The sequence below is a fragment of the uncultured Methanobrevibacter sp. genome (genome assembly GCF_934746965.1).
Lineage (GTDB): Archaea > Methanobacteriota > Methanobacteria > Methanobacteriales > Methanobacteriaceae > Methanocatella.
In genome coordinates this window covers 43,791-60,264 of the sequence record NZ_CAKVFS010000002.1, presented here as the reverse complement: position 1 = coordinate 60,264, position 16,474 = coordinate 43,791, and the positions used below count along the sequence as shown (strand labels likewise).

Below are 16,474 nucleotides of genomic sequence, written 5' to 3'. Positions count from 1 at the left end.
TTTTTATCTTGTATCTTTTTTTTAATTTTTAAAATTAATATTTTATAATTAAACTTTTTAACACTTTTTTTAATTTTCTACAATGTAATGTTAAAATTTATATAATATTTTGAATATATTATATAATTAGATGTATTTTTACATCTCTAATCAATTTCCAATATATGGATATTTCATTAGGAAGAAGAGCATAATTTTAAAATTAAAAATATCAATTATTTAATTGATAAGTAAATTAGAAACTAACAAGGAATTATGCTTTTCCTTTTTTTTTTAAAAGATTTATTCTTTCTAATTAACAGAAGGTATGTATTATGAAAACACTCGAATGGGAAGATAATAAATTAAAGCTTATTGATCAAACTAAACTTCCAGATGAGTTAATTTATGTCTATTGTAATAATTATGAGGAAGTTATTGTAGCTATTAAAGACATGATTGTTAGAGGTGCTCCAGCAATTGGTGTCGCTGCTGCTTTTGGTATGGCATTAGCTGATTTACATGGTGAAAATTTGGAAAATGCTGCAAGAGAAATTAAAGCAGCAAGACCAACTGCTATTAATTTATTTTGGGCTGTAGATAGGGTTTTAAATAGTGATGATCCATTAGAAGAAGCTTTAACTATGTATAAAGAGGATATTGATACTAATTTAGCTATTGGGAGGCATGGTGCTGAAATAATTGAAGATGGAGATACTATTTTGACACATTGTAATGCTGGAGCATTAGCTTGTGTTGATTATGGTACTGCTCTTGGAGTTATTCGTTCTGCTTTTCATCAAGGAAAAAATATTGATGTAATTTGTGATGAAACACGCCCTCGTGGTCAAGGAGCTAGATTAAGTGTTTGGGAAATGCAACAAGAAAATATTCCTGTTAAATTAATTCCTGATGTGGCTTCTGGTTATTTAATGTCTCAATATAAAATTAATAAAGTTGTTATTGGTGCAGATAGAATAGCTAAAGGGGGAGTTGTAAATAAAATTGGTTCTTTAATGGTTGCATTAGCCGCTCATCATTTCCATGTGCCTTTTTATGTAGCTGCTCCATTGTCAACTTTTGACAAAGAAGCTTCTGTATTTGATACTCAGATTGAGGAAAGAGATGGTGATGAAGTAAGATATTATGGTGGATGTCGGATTTGTCCTAAAGGAACTGAAGTTATTAATCCTGCATTTGATATTATACCAAAAGAACTTATTACAGGTATTATAACAGAGAATGGAATTATTGATCCAATTTAGGTGATATTATTACCTCTGAAAATTTTTCACAAAATCATGTTATTTTATTTAGTATAATATTAGCTATTTCTTTTGTTGTAATTTTTGGATTTGGAGCAGTAACTATCTTGTTACTTTTTGTATTGCCTCCACAAGTACTTACTTTGCCTGCAATTGATTATATTTTGTCTTCAATAAATAATTTGGTTGCTTTTGGTATTTTGATTTTAATAGCTAAAAAAATAGGATTATATCTAGATATTCCATGGAATATAAAAGGAACATATAAAGGATTATTATTAGGAATTCCAGTTTTATTATTTAGTTTAGTTCAATTATCTGGAATCTTGGAAGCAACTTTGGATTATACTATTTCATTTAATGTTTTAGGTGTTGTATTTGGTTTAATATATTGTGTTGCAATAGCTCTGTGGGAAGAATTTTTATGTAGGGGAATTATTCTTACAAACATGCTTAAAAAATGGGGTGATTCTAAAGAGGGTATAGTTAAAGCAGTAGTATTGTCTGCATTTATATTTGGTGGTGCACATATTATCACTGGATTTGGTGGAGATTGGTTAGGTACTGCTATTCAAATAGTTTATGCCTCTTTTATGGGATTATTGTTTGGAGCTATTTATATTAAAACAAAAAGTTTAGCTTCAACTGTACTTCTGCATTTTATATTAAATTTGACAGCTTATATATTGCCTTATATAATGCCTAATTTCCAATCTATGAATGGATTAATGTTTATATTGTCCATATTTGCATTTGTATGTATTTGGGTTATTGAAACTTACTTGTTAATTGATGATGTGGCTAAGAAGTTACCTTAGCATCAATTGCAATATGCCACATTCCAGGACTACTGGATTTAACTTTACGAGTATTTAAAATCTCGATTTTTTTATTTTCTTTTTTTGCCGCTTTTTGTAAACGTTCTATTCCTTGTCCGTAGGAATCAGAAAATTCATAATAATTTATAATTCCATTATCTGATATTAATTTCATAGCTAAATCTAGGAATTCATAAGCAAGCCCTGGTAAATTCATTATAATTCTGTCGAATTTTTCATTTAAATGTTTACTGACTTCATTAATATCTCCACAGATAGTTTTAATGTTATGTAATTTATTTAGGCGAATATTTTCATTTAAATATTTAATTGCATTTTCATTAATGTCTACTGCGGTAATTTTCACATTATTATTTTTAGCTATTACAATTGGAAATGGTCCAATTCCACAAAACATATCTAAAATATTTTCATTTTCTCTTACACTATCACTTACTCTTTTTCTTTCAGTAGCTAGTCTTGGTGAAAAGTAAACTTCTTTAACATTTAATTTTAGTCTGGTTCCATGTTCTTTATGAATAGTTATGGGGTTATTTTCACCAGCAATAAGTTCTAAATCTCTAATTCGTATAGTTCCATGTATTGCGCTTTTTTTCATGTAAACAGATTTTCGTTTAGTAAAATCTAATGTAGCTTGTCCAATTTTTGATTTTTTATCTTCTAAATTTTGGGGAATTTCTACAATTACAATATCTCCAATTATATCAAAAGATGTTTTCAAATCTTCTATTTCTTTAGAACTTAAATCATTTTTAAGTAATTCTGTTATGTTTTTAGGATATCTTTTTATTGGTTCTAAGGTAGTATCTACAATTTCGTATTCACTTTCAAATTCCGTAGAATTTATTGGTATGAAACCATATTCGTTTTGAGTTTTTATTTTATAATCCATATTCATTAGTTGTTTTTCCATTAGTTTTTTTCTTGTATTATTTAATTCTTTTAATGGAACTTTAATTGATTTCATACTAAGTACCTCGTTAATGTTAATTTTTGTTTTAGGTATTATTATAATATTTTCTAAAAAATATTTTATACTATGTTTTTAAAATTTTATATTATGTTTTATTTAGTTGGATTAGGATTATTTGATGCGAAGGATATTAGTCTTAAAGGTTTGGAATGTTTAAAGAATGTTGATAAAATTTATGCAGAATTTTTTACATCAAGATTATTTGGTTCAAGTTTTGATGAAATTGAAGCTCAAATTGGTAAAAAAATTGAGGTTTTAGTTAGAAATGAGGTTGAAGAAGAAAGTAAATTTTTAAAAGAAGCTGAAGAGTTGGATGTTGCATTGATTACTGGTGGTGATCCTTTAATAGCTACTACTCATAGTGATTTTTTAGTTCAATGTTCTAAAATGGGAATTGATTATGAAGTAATTCATGGATCTTCAATTTTATCTTCTGCACCTGCTATTTCTGGACTTCAAGGTTATAAATTTGGTAAAGTTACAACTATTCCATTTCCAGACCATAATTTTTATCCAAAATCCCCCTATGTGGCTATTGAGGAGAATTTGGCTATGGATTTGCATACTTTAGTTTTACTTGATATTCAAGCTCATAAAGATAGGTACATGACTATTAATCAAGGTTTGGAATACTTGATGAATATTAAAAATAGTTTAAACCGTGATGGTGCAATAAATGAAAATAGCTTAGCTATTGGGATTGCAAGAGTTGGTTCTAAAGATGTTGTTGTAAAAGCAGGCACTATTGATGAATTAATTAGTCATGATTTTGGAGGTCCTCTTCATTGTATTGTAATTCCTTCTAAACTACATATTGTTGAAGCAGAATATTTGGTGGAAATAGCTGGAGCTAATAAGAATATTCTTGATGAAATTTAAATTTAAAATAAGGGGAGAGAAGTAGAATGTGTTTCAACTGTTCTACTTCTTAGATTCAATGAAACATATCATAATATATTTTTGGAGATTATAAAATGGTTGACTGATGTTCATTGTCTGACATGAATTTTACTTCATATCGTATTATACTTTATTTTCATAATATATAAATGTTTTTATTTAGTTTTTTTAAGAAATTAATATAATTTTTGTTTTTTGTTTAGCAGATTTATGTGAAAAAACACTTACTAATTTATGTATAATAAATTACAGTAGTATTACACATGACAAAAAACAAACGTGTAACTGTTACTATCAATAATGATTTAGATTTGCATTTTCGTAAACTTGCTTCATCTAAAATGCTTTTTGAAACAGGATGGTATTCTAAAGCCATTGAAGAAGCAATGAAATTATGGATTGAAAATGAAAGTCTTTAAATTTTTATTTTTTTATTCTTTCTTTTTTTTAGGAAGCTATTTTTTTTGGATAAACTATTTAAATTAATAAATTGTATTTATTATTATTAGGTGTTCAAAATGGAAAATGATGATTATAGAACTGTTAGAGTCTATACTAAAAAATACACTAGTAAAGACAAAGATGGTAATGTTATTGAAAAAGAATCAAAACAAAAACAAGTTAGCCTTAAAAAAGAAGATCCTTTTGAAGATAATGAGCTTGTACGTGTTCTTTCAAGAGATGACTATGAAGAATTAATTAATAATCAATTTTCTCAGGATACATTAAATAATTATGATGAAATTATTAATGAAAAAGATGCTAAAATTGAAGATTTAGTTAATCAACTAGCTATTCTTAAAGATTCTTTTTTTGATAATGTTGATGATTTAAAAAATCAAATTAATGATAAAGATGAATTAATTAAAGCTAAAAATGAAATTCAGGAACTTAATAGGCAACTTAATAAAGTAGATGAAGAAAGAGTAGCTATTTTCAAAGAACTTGATTATAAAAATAAAATGATTTTAGCTTATAATGTAGAATTAAATAAATCTATTCTTAATGCAATTAATGTTGTTATTGATGAAGCTAGAGATAATATTAATAAAAGAAATGCTCAGTTAGTTGAAGATCTTGAAAAATCTATATCTAAAGCTAAACATGATGTAAATGAGAAGAATAAGGCTATAGCATTTGAGATAAATAGTACTATTGATGACATGAATGAGCAAATTCGTGAAACAAGTATGATTAAAATGCTGTTAAATAAAAATAAAATTAATTTAAGAGTACCTACTGATGATTTACTTAAACCTTTTGACTTTGATTTTAGTGTTGAACAACTATTGTCAGGTCAAGCATTAGAACTTGATGCTTCCGAAATATTAAAAGAAGTTATGCCTAAACTTCCAGAACCATTTTCTAAATATATTGACACCTTAGATGATATTGAAGAAGAAATAGAAACTATTGATGTTAAACACACAAAAGGAGATTAATCATGGAATTTAGAACAATAAATACGGGTAAATTAAGTTTTAAGTCTCCAGTATCATGGGAAAAAGAAAAAGCAGATACTTATAATAATCCTGATTGTGTAGTTACGTTATCTAAAGGGGAAGAAAACTTAATTAATGTAGTTATGTTTCCTACTAGGACAAATCTTGATGATTATAAAATATTCATGGAAGATGCAATTAGTGATGATGGAGGAGTTATTTTAGAATCTGATTTTACTGTAATTTCTGGAAAATCTGCTATTAAAACACATGCAAATATGGATACTCCAGATATTAATTTTGATATCTATAATTATGTATTTATAGAAAATGGAAATATTTATATCTTTGAATTAAGAACTGTTGAAGCTTCTTTAGAGCCAGTTTCAGAATTTAAAGATATGATTAAAACTTTAAAATTAAAATAATTGTGTGTATTCTAAAAGATAATTATTGTATTGTTTATCTAAAATTTTTAGAGCAGAAACATTTTGGGGATTAGTTAAAGATCTTTCTTCAACTAAATTTCTCAATGAACTATTTTTCATATGGGTCTGAATTTCTTTAATTACAAAGTTAAGAGTTTCCCTATTTTTTTCTTCAAGTTCTTTTTGAGTAATATTTTCATAAATTGGGTAAGTTTCTAGTTCATATGTTTTAGTTGGGGTTAGTAATACATTCAAATAACTATAATAATTGCTGGAATCAGCTAAAAATCCATCAATGCCTATGTATGATAAAAGAGGCATAAATGAAGGTTCTGCAAATGAAAAAATCAAATAACTTGTTGGATGCATGTTTTTTCTTAAAGTAACTATAATTTCAATAAGATCTCTTGGATGTAATAATAATTCATCACTATTTGCTATTATAAACCCATTGTAACCTATTTTTTCAAGCTGTTTTAAACAATCTATTCTTAAATCAATGTATTTTGATCCTTGGATGGTAGCTACATTGCAGGTATCTACATTTTCTTTAGCTAATCTTAGGGTTTCTTTAACATTAAATTCAGCAATTTCTTTATCAACATTATATGCTGATCCTTCAGAGGGTGCTATTTTAATCTCATTTTTTAAAAATAATCCGGGTGTTGTTTTGTTATTTAACTTTCCGATTCTTCCGGGGCCATCATGTGATTTTATTTCAAATTTTTCAATCAATTTAAACATTCCATCTATTTTCTTAACATTATATTTGGTTTCATGTTCTATTTTAAGGTTGTCCTAAAAAAATCTTTAAGTGTAATCTTTTAGATTACACCTTTGAAAATTTTAGTAATATTTATATATGGTTTTTTGACAGAATATTAGTATGGATTTGAGGAAGTTATTCCTATGATTATCCAAGGTGTGTTTTCAATGTCTATTATTGATAATCTAAAATCTCTATTTAAACGAGATAAAGATGATGAAGAACAAGGTATTGATGATTTAAAATCAAAAAATACTAAAGTTACATCTTCCAATAATTTTGATAAAAGTATTGTTTCTGGGACTAAAACTACAGAACCTATGGTTAAAATTAGGGTTAGTTCTAATAACAATGAGGATATGACTTTTAAAAAAGACGTTAAGACTTCTGGAACTAGTGATGTTACAGAAAAAGAAGAAATTACTTCTAAAATTGATGATGCTGAAGAAAAAACGGAAATTCTTGAAGAACTTGAAATTTTAACTGAAGTTGATTCAAACATGTCTGAAGAAGTTTCTGAAGATGAAAATGACACCACTGAAACTGAAGATGAATCAACTGATGAGTCTGAGGAAGTAGTTAACGACAAAAAAGTTGAAAACGAAATTTCAAAAATTAATGATAAAAAGAGAGATAATATGACTTTATTGACTGATAAAGAATTATTAACCGATGCAAATCGTGATAAAGAATTTACAGCAGAATTCATTGATGCTGGAATTGAAACAGTAAAACACTGTTTCCAATGTGGTACTTGTGGTGGAGGTTGTCCTTCTGGAAGGAGAACTCCTTATAAAGTAAGACAAATTGTAAGGAAATGTTTACTTGGATTAAAAGAAGAAGTAATTTCCGATGATGCTTTATGGATGTGTACTACTTGTTACACTTGTCAAGAAAGATGTCCTAGAAGTGTAAAAATCGTTGAAATCATTAAAAAAGCACGTAATATTGCTGCTCATGCAGGTTACATGGCTACTGCTCACAAAAAAACTGGTTTATTCGTAATTAAAACTGGTCACGGAGTACCTATCAATGATAAAACTAAAGAATTAAGATCTAAAATCGGTCTTTCTGAGTTACCAGCTACTACTCATGCATTCCCAGAAGCTTTAGAAGAAGTACAAAAAATATGTAAAATCACTGCTTTTGATGAATTAATTGGTTATGATGAAGCAACCGGAGATTTAAAAGAATAATTTAATTGAGGAGAGTATTAATATGGAAATTGCATATTTCTTAGGTTGTATTATGAACAACCGTTACCCTGGTATTGAAAAAGCAACCAGACAATTATTTGACGCATTAGATATTGAATTAAAAGACATGGAAGGAGCATCTTGTTGTCCTGCTCCTGGTGTATTTGGTTCTTTTGATGAAAAAACATGGGCTTCCATTGCAGCTCGTAACTTATCCATTGCAGAAGACATGGGAATGGATATTATGACTGAATGTAATGGTTGTTTTGGTTCTTTAACTGAATGTAATCACATGTTAAAAGAAAATGCTGAGAAAAAAGATGAAATTAATGAAGTTTTATCTGAAGTTGGTAAAGAATTCAAAGGAACTACTGAAGTAAAACACTTTGCACAAATCTTAAGAGATGATGTAGGATATGAAAAATTAGCATCCCTTATTGAAAAACCTTTAGATTTAAACGTTGCTGTTCATTATGGATGCCACTTCTTAAAACCAACTGATGAAATTGGTATTGAAGATCAAGCAGAAAACCCATCTATCTTAGATGACTTAGTAGAAATCACTGGTGCTAAATCTGTACCTTACAAAGACAAAATGATGTGCTGTGGTGCAGGTGGAGGATTAAGAGCTAGAGATCTTGATGTAACTTTAAGTTACACTAAAGAAAAACTCGACCACATGACTGAAGCTGGTGTAGATGCTATTGTTAATGTATGTCCATTCTGTCACTTACAATTTGACCAAGGTCAAACTGAAGTAAATGAAAAATACGGAACTGACTTTGCATTACCTGTTTTCCACTTAGCTCAATTATACGGATTAGCTATGGGATTATCAGCTGATGAATTAACTTTAGATGTACAAGCTATTGATGCAGCTCCTGCTTTAGCTAAAGCATTAGGTGAAAACGCTAAATAATTGTGAGGATTTTTTCCTTTCAATTTTTTTTATTTTTTTATTAGGGCATTGAAAACACACTTTGGTCTAATCATTGAATGAAATTATTTTCATTCATTTTTTTATAGATTTTTTAGTTTTATTTTAAATATTTTATAATTAAATATTTTAGTTTTATCTTTCACGAATAGTTCGTAATTAACTTTATATATTATTATTATAAAAGATAAGATTGTTAAAATTCAATGAATATATTTAGGGTGATAATATGTTTATAGCAACATTAGATGGTATATTTAAATATCCGGATATTCCTAAAGAATATGAACCTTATGTACAATTTAAAGCAACTATTGAGAAAAGAGAAGTAAAAGATGGTGATGATTTAGCAATATTAAGTATTTCTGGTACTGATAGTCATCATGTATTATTTTTAGATTCTTATGATAATGTTAGGGAGATTGAAAAAGAATTAAAAGATGCTGATGCTAAAATTAATCATACTACTTTAAAAATTATAGGTGGACATTTATGAGCTTACCTTCTGAACAGAATTGGTTAATTGTTTTTAATTTATTAACTGATTTAACTAAAAAAGGGTATGATATTCCTAAAGGAATTAGTCCTGAATTAGGTTTAATCAGGTCTTCAATAAGTTCATATAAAAAAGATCCATCTCATCCAGATTTAATTAATAGTTTAGCTAAAGCTGAAATGTCTTTAAATAATATTCAAGAAACTCTTTTAGAATTGGCTTTAGAAGAAGGGGAAGAATATGTTGACAAATGGTTAGGATTATTTAAAGATGCAATGCATGGCAAAGAAATCTTTGAGTTTCCAAAATCTCGTTCAACATTTATTGTTAATACTCCACCAGGTTTAACAACTGGGAGAATAACTTTAAAAAAAGCGTTGGCTGAAGAGAGAGTTCAAGAAATAGCTGAATGGAATGGTCTTATAATTGAATTTGAAGATGATGTCACAGTTGACATTCATGGAGATAAAGATGATTTAAAAACAGGTTTACAAGAAATGGGGTCATTCTTTTTAGAGTAATTAAGTGATATTATGAAAATTTTAGTAATAAGTGATGTTCACGGTGAAGATAACGAAAATTTATACAGATATCTTAATAATAATGATATTGATATAGTTTTAATTACTGGGGATATTACTAATTTTGGTCCTTTGGAATTTGTTGATGAATTTATTGGTAAAATACTTGATTGTGGCTGTGAAGTAATGGCAGTTCCAGGTAATTGTGATCCTGCAGGAATTTGTAAAGCTATTAGAGAATCAGATGCAATCTGTTTACATAATAATATTTTATCTTTTGATAATGTTGTTTTATTTGGATATGGTGGTTCTAATCCTACACCATTTGACACTCCTGGAGAAATTCAGGATAATAAAATTTATGGTGATGTATATGAATTATTAGCTAATTATGATTTTGTAGCTAATGATGAGGTGCCTAAGGTGAAAATATTAGTTACTCATGCTCCTCCATATAATACAGATGCGGATTTAACTGAGAGTGGGGATCATGTAGGTAGTCAAGGAATTTTAAAATCTATACATGAATTCCAACCTCAAATTAATGTTTGTGGTCATATTCATGAAGCAAAATCAATTAGTAAAATTGGAAATGTTACCGATGTAGCTAATCCTGGAATGCTTAAGGATAATGGTGCAATTTTGATTAGTGTTGATGAAAACGCTGATTATACAATTAATTTGATATATTTAAATGAGTAAATTTTTTACTTATTTTTCCTTTTTATTTTTTTTAGTTTTATATTTATTATATTGTTCTTTTTTCAATACCAAAAATTAAATCACAATATTTATTTAATATTAATTTAAGATATCTAACCATATTTCAAAAATTAAAAATAATTAGTTTGTGATTATCATGATTATGATTAAAGGTGCTGTTGGTAAAAAGAAGTATAAAGAACCTTTTTCAAAGGGAATCATGGCTAGATCATTATATATCACTGATTTAGGCCATGACAAGTCTTATGAGATAGCAGCTTCTATTGAAAATAAACTTCTTGAAGAGAATATTTCTGAAATTTCTATTGAAGATTTAGCTAATTTTGTAACTAATTATTTGAGAGACTATGTTGATCCAGTTCTTGCAGATAAATATAGTAAATGGAGAAATGTTAGAAAATCAAAAGAACCACTTATTATATTAATTGGTGGTGCATCAGGTGTTGGAACTTCATCTATGGCATTTGAATTAGCTAGTCGCTTAGGACTAAAAAACTTGATTAGTACAGATATGATACGTGAAGTTATGCGTAAAATAGTTTCTAAAGAATTAAGTCCAGTTATTCATAAATCTAGTTTCAATGCATATGAAAGTATTAGAACACCTCTTTTAGGACATGATCCTGTTGTTGAAGGTTTTATTAATCATGTCGATGTTGTGAATGTAGGTGTTGAGGCGATTATTGAAAGAGCATTAAAGGAAGGAATCAGTATTATTATTGAGGGTGTTCATATTGTTCCGGGATTCATAAAACAAGACCTTATACGTAAATCTAATGTGATTTTGTTCACATTAATTGTTGAAGATGAAGAAATGCATAAATCTAGATTTTATTCAAGATGTAGACAACCATGGGTTAAACGATCACTTGATAATTATTTAAATAATTTTCATTTAATTCGAAAAACTCAATCTTTTATGATTACTCAGGCAGTAAAATATGACTCAAAAATTATTGATAATGTTGATGTAACATGTACTATTGATGTAATGATTAATGATATTATTAAAAAATATGGAGGAAGTTAAATGTTAAATAAAAAAGTTAAAGAAATGATGACAACTGATGTGATTACTACAAATTCTAATGTGGATGTAGTAAATGCATTTGAAGAACTTATGGAACATAAAATAAGTGCTATGCCAGTTGTTGATGATGATGAATTAGTAGGTATTATTACCGCAACTGATTTAGGACATAATTTAATATTAGATAAATATGAATTAGGAACTGATGTTAAAGATATTATGGTTAAAAATGTTGTAACTGTTTCACCTGAAAGTACTATTGGTGAAGCTATTGAAATCATGAAATCTAATGCGCCAGATTCAAATATTTTAAATCAATTACCTGTTGTTGATGATGGTAGATTAGTAGGTATTATTTCAGACGGAGATATAATTAAAACTATATTTTAAATTACTCCTTCAATTCTTATTTTTTGTTTGTTTTAATTGATTTTATTTAGTTACTGTAATAAATTTTTTTTCTAGAATTAATCTTTTTTTACTAACCTTTATATATTATTACTATCATATATTTATATGGCTAGACTGGAGGGTTAGGGGTCCTCTGTAAGCACATACCCCCTTTGGTGCAGTTGAAGTTCAAGAGGCGGCTTTTTAAGGAATTATGAGCCTAAGAAAAACAACATAGAAACTTCGTCCTACAGGATTAATGGTGATAGGACTTTTACTGGAGGGTAAAAGTTAATTATCTTAAATATAGGAATGTGTCAGGCCCGGAAGGGAGCAGCTCTACTATTAACAATTGATGCTTGTAGAACCACGGGGTGGAGTTGGGTTTTTTAGATCACTTATAATTTTGAGATTAGTCCACTTTTGAACATGCCAATTTTATAAAACAATTAACTTTATTAATAAGTTTGAACAAATTATAAATTACTTTATTTTTAATGGTAATGTCGGGATGGCCCAGCCTGGTACGGCGTCGGACTGCTAATCCGATGATCTTATGATCACACGGGTTCAAATCCCGTTCCCGGCGTTTTTAATTATTCATCTATTTCTTGATTATGGTTATATTCTATTCCTGCAGGACATGCATGGATTGTTACTGATTTTACTAATGGGACTTTTTTAAGGACATTTCTTTGAGCTTTATGTACTATTTTATGGGATTCTTTTAATGTCATATTTTCATTAAGTTCAATATGTAATGAAACAATAGAATATGAGCCTAAGTATTCAACTTTAATATTGTGTGCTCCTTGTACTTGGGGAGTTTTGACTGCAGCATTTTCTATATCTTTTATTAATTGTTTTGATGGAAGTTTTCCCATAATATTGTCAATATTTTCTTTTCCAATGGTGTATGCTGTTTTTAAAACAAATAATCCTATAATTAAACCTATTATTGGGTCTATTAATGGATACCCACTATTTGATGCTAAAACACCAACTAAAATAGCTACTGATGAAAAAATATCTACTTTTTGATGATTTCCATCAGCTACAATTGCAGGACTTCTTATTTTTTTCCCAAGATTTATAATATATCTACTTATACAAATATTAACACCAATTCCAATTAATGCCATAATTGCTGCAAAATAACTTGGTGTTGTTATAAGTTTTGGATTGAGTATTTTGTATATAGCTCCACTCATAATTTCATATGCTACCATAGTTAAAAATAATACAATTACAAGACCTGCAATTGCTTCAGCACGACCATGTCCTAGTGGATGGTCTTCATCTGCAGGTTTTTGACCTATCCGAAATCCAAGGTATGCAATTATGGAAGTTGCAACATCTGAAAGAGTATGTGCTCCTTCAGAAATTAATGCATAACTTCCAGAAGTCACTCCAATTATAATATTGAAAATAGTTAGGAAAATATTTGAACTTATACCTACAATTGCAGCTTTTGCCCCACCTTTAGTTCTATATTCATCCATTAATTAGCCCCTTTTTCTAAAATATCCATAGCTTTAGATATATTTTCATATGAATTTGCATAAGACATTCGCACATGATTTTCACCATTGTGTCCAAATGCAGCTCCAGGTACAGTTATAACTCCATCATTAGCTGCTTTTTTAACAAATTCTTCAGAATTCTCAATTTTTGGGAAAACATAAAATGCACCTTGAGCATTTACAGTTTCATACCCGATTTCATTTAATCTAGATACAATTAAATCTCTTCTCTTTTTAAATTCATTAACCATTTGATTAACCGTATCTTGAGGTCCAGTTAAAGCTTCACATGCTCCTCTTTGAGCTGTTGAGTTTGCACATGCAATATTATATTGGTGGATTTTAAGTAATTCTTCTAAATATTCTTCATTTGCATTTACATAGCCTATTCTAAGACCAGTCATAGCATATGTTTTTGAAAATCCATTTATTGTAATTACATTATCACTGTATTTAGCAGGGGAATAATGTTTTCTGTCATAAATAATTTTTTCATATATTTCATCAGATATTATTAAAAAATCATGATCCATTGATAAATCTGCAATAGCTTTTATATCTTCTTTATCCATTACGGCACCTGTTGGATTAGATGGTGAATTTAATATTATTGCTTTTGTGTTTTTGGTTATTTTGTTTTGAACATCATTTGCTTTTAATTTAAATTCATTTTCCATTTCACAATTAACTCCTACAATATTTCCGTCAGCTAGTTTTATACATGCTTCGTAGGATAAAAAACTTGGATCTGGCAAAATTACTTCATCATTTTTTTCAATAAATGCTTGTGCACACATGTATAATGCTTCACTAGCTCCTGATGTTACAATTATGTTTTCAGGGTTTGTATGTATATTATTATCCTTTTTAAACTTTTGAGTAATGGCTTCTCTTAACTCAATGTAACCTTTATTGGGAGTATAATGTGTTTCATTATTTTTTATTGATTGTTCCATTGCTAATTTTATATTTTGAGGAACATCAAAGTCAGGTTCTCCAATTCCTAAGTTTATAGCATTAGGATTTGTAATTTCGAACATTTTTCTTATTTGAGATAATTCTATTGATTTTGTTCTTTTTGCAGGATTTATCATATTTTTCCCTCACTATAATAATTATATTATATAATATTTAATTAAAAATTTTTTCTAGTTACAAGGTCCACATTTATAACAAGGTGAATTTCCACACCAGGGTGTTTGCTTTTTTGTTTGCAATCTTCTGTTTTCAGTTTTTAAAAAACTACTTTTAATTCCAATATCAATTTTTGACCAAGGTAAATCTTCATCTAAATTATAATGTGGTAAATAGTTTTGCCATTCTCTTAGAGTAACCTCTTTAGTTAATGATTTTTCGATAATGTCTCCAATATCTTTATTTCCACAAGATAATATATATTGAATCATTCCTTTTTTAGGACTTTCGAACTTAACATTATATTTCTTTAATTTCTTTTTAAGGAATCTGGTTTTAGATTTAATATCTTTAAAATTATATTCTTCCCATTGTAATGGTGATTGAGGTTTAGGTATAACTGGATTAATACTAAACTTTATATATTTTTTACTTTTATGCATTTTTGCTATTTTTTCAATATAATTAGCTAATTCTTTTATATCTTCTTTAGTTTCATGAGGGATTCCAATTAAAAAATATAATTTAATATTAAAGTTAAGTTCTACTGCATTTTTTATCACTGAAAATATTTTTTCATCAGAAATATTTTTATTTATACTTTTACGTAGACTAAAAATAGATTCTGGAGCTATTGTGAGACTTTTTAAACCACTTTTTTTCAATGTTTCTAAAGTTTGTTTGCTAAGTGAATCTATACGGAGTGATGGTGTAGCTATTTGAAAACCTTTTTGTTCAAGAGATTTTGTAAGTCCTTCTAAATCATAATAATCTCCAACAGCAGCACCAATTAATGTTATTTTATTTAACCCAGTATTTTCACGTGTTTTAAGAGCAATTTTTGTTAATAATTCTATTTTTGTTTCTCTTAAAGGTCTATAAAGATAACTGGACATGCAAAATCTACATCCTCTTGTACATCCTCTTGAAACATTTAACATAATTGAATCACTAAAAACTGTTTTATATTCTTCATCATCAGTTTTTGTTATAATTGGTTGTGTTACATGGTATGCTTCATCCATACTTTTTACAAGTGCTATTTTGGTATTATTATCAAATTTGGGGAGGTATACTCCTTGTATATCTAAGAAATTTTCTAAATTTTTATTTTCTAAATATTTGTCTAAAAATTTATTTATAATAGCTTCACCTTCTCCAATTATAAATACATCAATATAATTAGACAAAGGCATTGGGTTGGCAGTTGCACAAGGTCCTCCTGCAATTATCAAGGGGTCATTTTCAGTTCTATCTTCTCTTTTTAAAGGAATTTTTGATTGTCTAAGCATTTTTAAAACATGAAAATAATCTTCTTCAAATTGTAATGAAAAACTGATTATATCAAAATTTTTCATAGGGTTGTTTGATTCAATAGAGTTTGTATTTGGATAAATGATTCTTTCACACCAAGTGTCATTTCTCTCATTAATTAAGTTATATAATATTTGATATCCTAATGATGACATAGCTGTTTTGTAAATATTGGGATATACAAGTCCAAATCTTAAATCCACTTTTTTATGGTTTTTTTGGAAAGTATTTTTTTCATAAATCATTGAATCAACTATGAACCTTTTGTTTTTTTTTAAAATTTTACTTGTTTTTTTAATATCTTACTTAAATTCACTATTTTGTAATTATTAAGTTATCTTCTTATATTTTTTCATATAAAAATAAATTTTTGATGTATTTCTTATTTAAAACTTCAATAGAATTAGATTTTAAATATACTACATAGTTACATGTAAGATTTATATTTCATCGTATGTTTAAATTTTAAATGTAAATTTAAGATAATTTATTCTTTTTTTAGATATTTTAATGTTATTTGTTTTTAATTTAAGTTTTATAATGTTTTTAACTATTTTTTAATTGATTTAATTGTTTTAAATAGGTTTTTTTATTAATAAACTTGTAAAAACATTTATA

General features: G+C 27.7%; 18 protein-coding genes, 1 tRNA gene and 1 other RNA gene. 15 read left to right on the top strand and 5 right to left on the bottom strand.

Translation table 11 applies throughout. The annotated features are described in order from the left end of the window. Positions 1-314: 314 nt before the first annotated feature. Positions 315-1,244, top strand: a complete 930-nt coding sequence (gene mtnA / locus Q0984_RS01560; RefSeq protein WP_299522548.1) for an S-methyl-5-thioribose-1-phosphate isomerase — start codon at positions 315-317, stop codon at positions 1,242-1,244. Between the two features lie 104 nt (positions 1,245-1,348). Next, positions 1,349-2,062 carry a CPBP family intramembrane glutamic endopeptidase gene (locus Q0984_RS01555; protein WP_299523097.1) on the top strand — a complete coding sequence of 238 codons (714 nt, stop codon included), beginning with the start codon at positions 1,349-1,351 and terminating at the stop codon, positions 2,060-2,062. Here the strand turns inward: Q0984_RS01555 and Q0984_RS01550 are convergent. After that, positions 2,046-3,050, bottom strand: a complete 1,005-nt coding sequence (locus tag Q0984_RS01550; RefSeq protein WP_299522547.1) for a class I SAM-dependent methyltransferase family protein — start codon at positions 3,048-3,050, stop codon at positions 2,046-2,048. The two genes, Q0984_RS01555 and Q0984_RS01550, sit on opposite strands and share 17 nt — an antisense overlap. A 72-nt stretch (positions 3,051-3,122) precedes the next feature. Here Q0984_RS01550 and dph5 point away from each other — a divergent pair, with 72 nt between their 5' ends. The 4 genes from dph5 to Q0984_RS01530 all read left to right on the top strand — a co-directional run bounded on the left by dph5 (position 3,123) and on the right by Q0984_RS01530 (position 5,826). Next, the gene (dph5, locus tag Q0984_RS01545) at positions 3,123-3,935 is read left to right on the top strand and encodes a diphthine synthase (RefSeq protein WP_299522544.1); all 813 of its coding nucleotides are present in this window, start codon (positions 3,123-3,125) and stop codon (positions 3,933-3,935) included. Between the two features lie 284 nt (positions 3,936-4,219). Beyond that, complete coding sequence (locus Q0984_RS01540; protein WP_299522541.1) at positions 4,220-4,375, top strand: hypothetical protein; 156 nt, start codon at positions 4,220-4,222, stop codon at positions 4,373-4,375. Positions 4,376-4,474: 99 nt separating this feature from the next. Beyond that, positions 4,475-5,398 carry a hypothetical protein gene (locus Q0984_RS01535; RefSeq protein WP_299522538.1) on the top strand — a complete coding sequence of 308 codons (924 nt, stop codon included), beginning with the start codon at positions 4,475-4,477 and terminating at the stop codon, positions 5,396-5,398. A gap of 2 nt (positions 5,399-5,400) precedes the next feature. Beyond that, positions 5,401-5,826 carry a hypothetical protein gene (locus Q0984_RS01530; RefSeq protein ID WP_299522535.1) on the top strand — a complete coding sequence of 142 codons (426 nt, stop codon included), beginning with the start codon at positions 5,401-5,403 and terminating at the stop codon, positions 5,824-5,826. Here Q0984_RS01530 and Q0984_RS01525 read toward each other — a convergent pair. Further along, a complete protein-coding gene (locus Q0984_RS01525; protein ID WP_299522532.1) occupies positions 5,818-6,570 on the bottom strand; it encodes an archaeosine tRNA-ribosyltransferase in 753 nt (250 codons plus the stop codon). The two genes, Q0984_RS01530 and Q0984_RS01525, sit on opposite strands and share 9 nt — an antisense overlap. Positions 6,571-6,759: 189 nt before the next feature. On the opposite strand from Q0984_RS01525, the gene hdrC reads away from it, so the two are divergent. From hdrC to Q0984_RS01480, 9 genes are all read left to right on the top strand, one after another. Beyond that, positions 6,760-7,788 carry a CoB--CoM heterodisulfide reductase subunit C gene (gene hdrC, locus Q0984_RS01520; RefSeq protein WP_299522529.1) on the top strand — a complete coding sequence of 343 codons (1,029 nt, stop codon included), beginning with the start codon at positions 6,760-6,762 and terminating at the stop codon, positions 7,786-7,788. 22 nt (positions 7,789-7,810) lie between these two features. Continuing rightward, complete coding sequence (gene hdrB / locus Q0984_RS01515) at positions 7,811-8,707, top strand: CoB--CoM heterodisulfide reductase subunit B (protein WP_299522526.1); 897 nt, start codon at positions 7,811-7,813, stop codon at positions 8,705-8,707. Between the two features lie 247 nt (positions 8,708-8,954). Beyond that, positions 8,955-9,221, top strand: coding sequence for a DUF749 domain-containing protein (locus tag Q0984_RS01510; protein WP_299522523.1), 267 nt, complete (start codon positions 8,955-8,957; stop codon positions 9,219-9,221). Then, positions 9,218-9,742, top strand: a complete 525-nt coding sequence (locus tag Q0984_RS01505) for a DUF2096 family protein (protein WP_299522520.1) — start codon at positions 9,218-9,220, stop codon at positions 9,740-9,742. Before Q0984_RS01510 ends, Q0984_RS01505 begins: the two co-directional genes overlap by 4 nt. Before the next feature lie 12 nt (positions 9,743-9,754). Next, entirely contained in the window at positions 9,755-10,444 is a 690-nt protein-coding gene (locus Q0984_RS01500) for a metallophosphoesterase (protein ID WP_299522518.1), read from the top strand. Positions 10,445-10,601: 157 nt separating this feature from the next. After that, positions 10,602-11,495, top strand: coding sequence for a 2-phosphoglycerate kinase (locus Q0984_RS01495; protein ID WP_299522515.1), 894 nt, complete (start codon positions 10,602-10,604; stop codon positions 11,493-11,495). Further along, a complete protein-coding gene (locus tag Q0984_RS01490) occupies positions 11,496-11,885 on the top strand; it encodes a CBS domain-containing protein (RefSeq protein ID WP_299522512.1) in 390 nt (129 codons plus the stop codon). 123 nt (positions 11,886-12,008) lie between these two features. After that, positions 12,009-12,324, top strand: an RNA gene (ffs, locus tag Q0984_RS01485) — signal recognition particle sRNA. Positions 12,325-12,390: 66 nt separating this feature from the next. Then, positions 12,391-12,474, top strand: a tRNA-Ser gene (locus tag Q0984_RS01480). A gap of 7 nt (positions 12,475-12,481) precedes the next feature. Here Q0984_RS01480 and Q0984_RS01475 read toward each other — a convergent pair. Genes Q0984_RS01475 through Q0984_RS01465 form a run of 3 tightly spaced genes read right to left on the bottom strand, consistent with a single transcriptional unit; the run spans position 12,482 to position 16,101 of the window. Further along, entirely contained in the window at positions 12,482-13,387 is a 906-nt protein-coding gene (locus tag Q0984_RS01475) for a cation diffusion facilitator family transporter (RefSeq protein ID WP_299522509.1), read from the bottom strand. After that, a complete protein-coding gene (locus Q0984_RS01470) occupies positions 13,387-14,502 on the bottom strand; it encodes a pyridoxal phosphate-dependent aminotransferase (RefSeq protein ID WP_299522506.1) in 1,116 nt (371 codons plus the stop codon). The genes Q0984_RS01475 and Q0984_RS01470 overlap by 1 nt, the downstream gene beginning before the upstream one ends. A 54-nt stretch (positions 14,503-14,556) precedes the next feature. Further along, the gene (locus Q0984_RS01465) at positions 14,557-16,101 is read right to left on the bottom strand and encodes a radical SAM protein (RefSeq protein ID WP_299522503.1); all 1,545 of its coding nucleotides are present in this window, start codon (positions 16,099-16,101) and stop codon (positions 14,557-14,559) included. Positions 16,102-16,474: the final 373 nt, after the last annotated feature.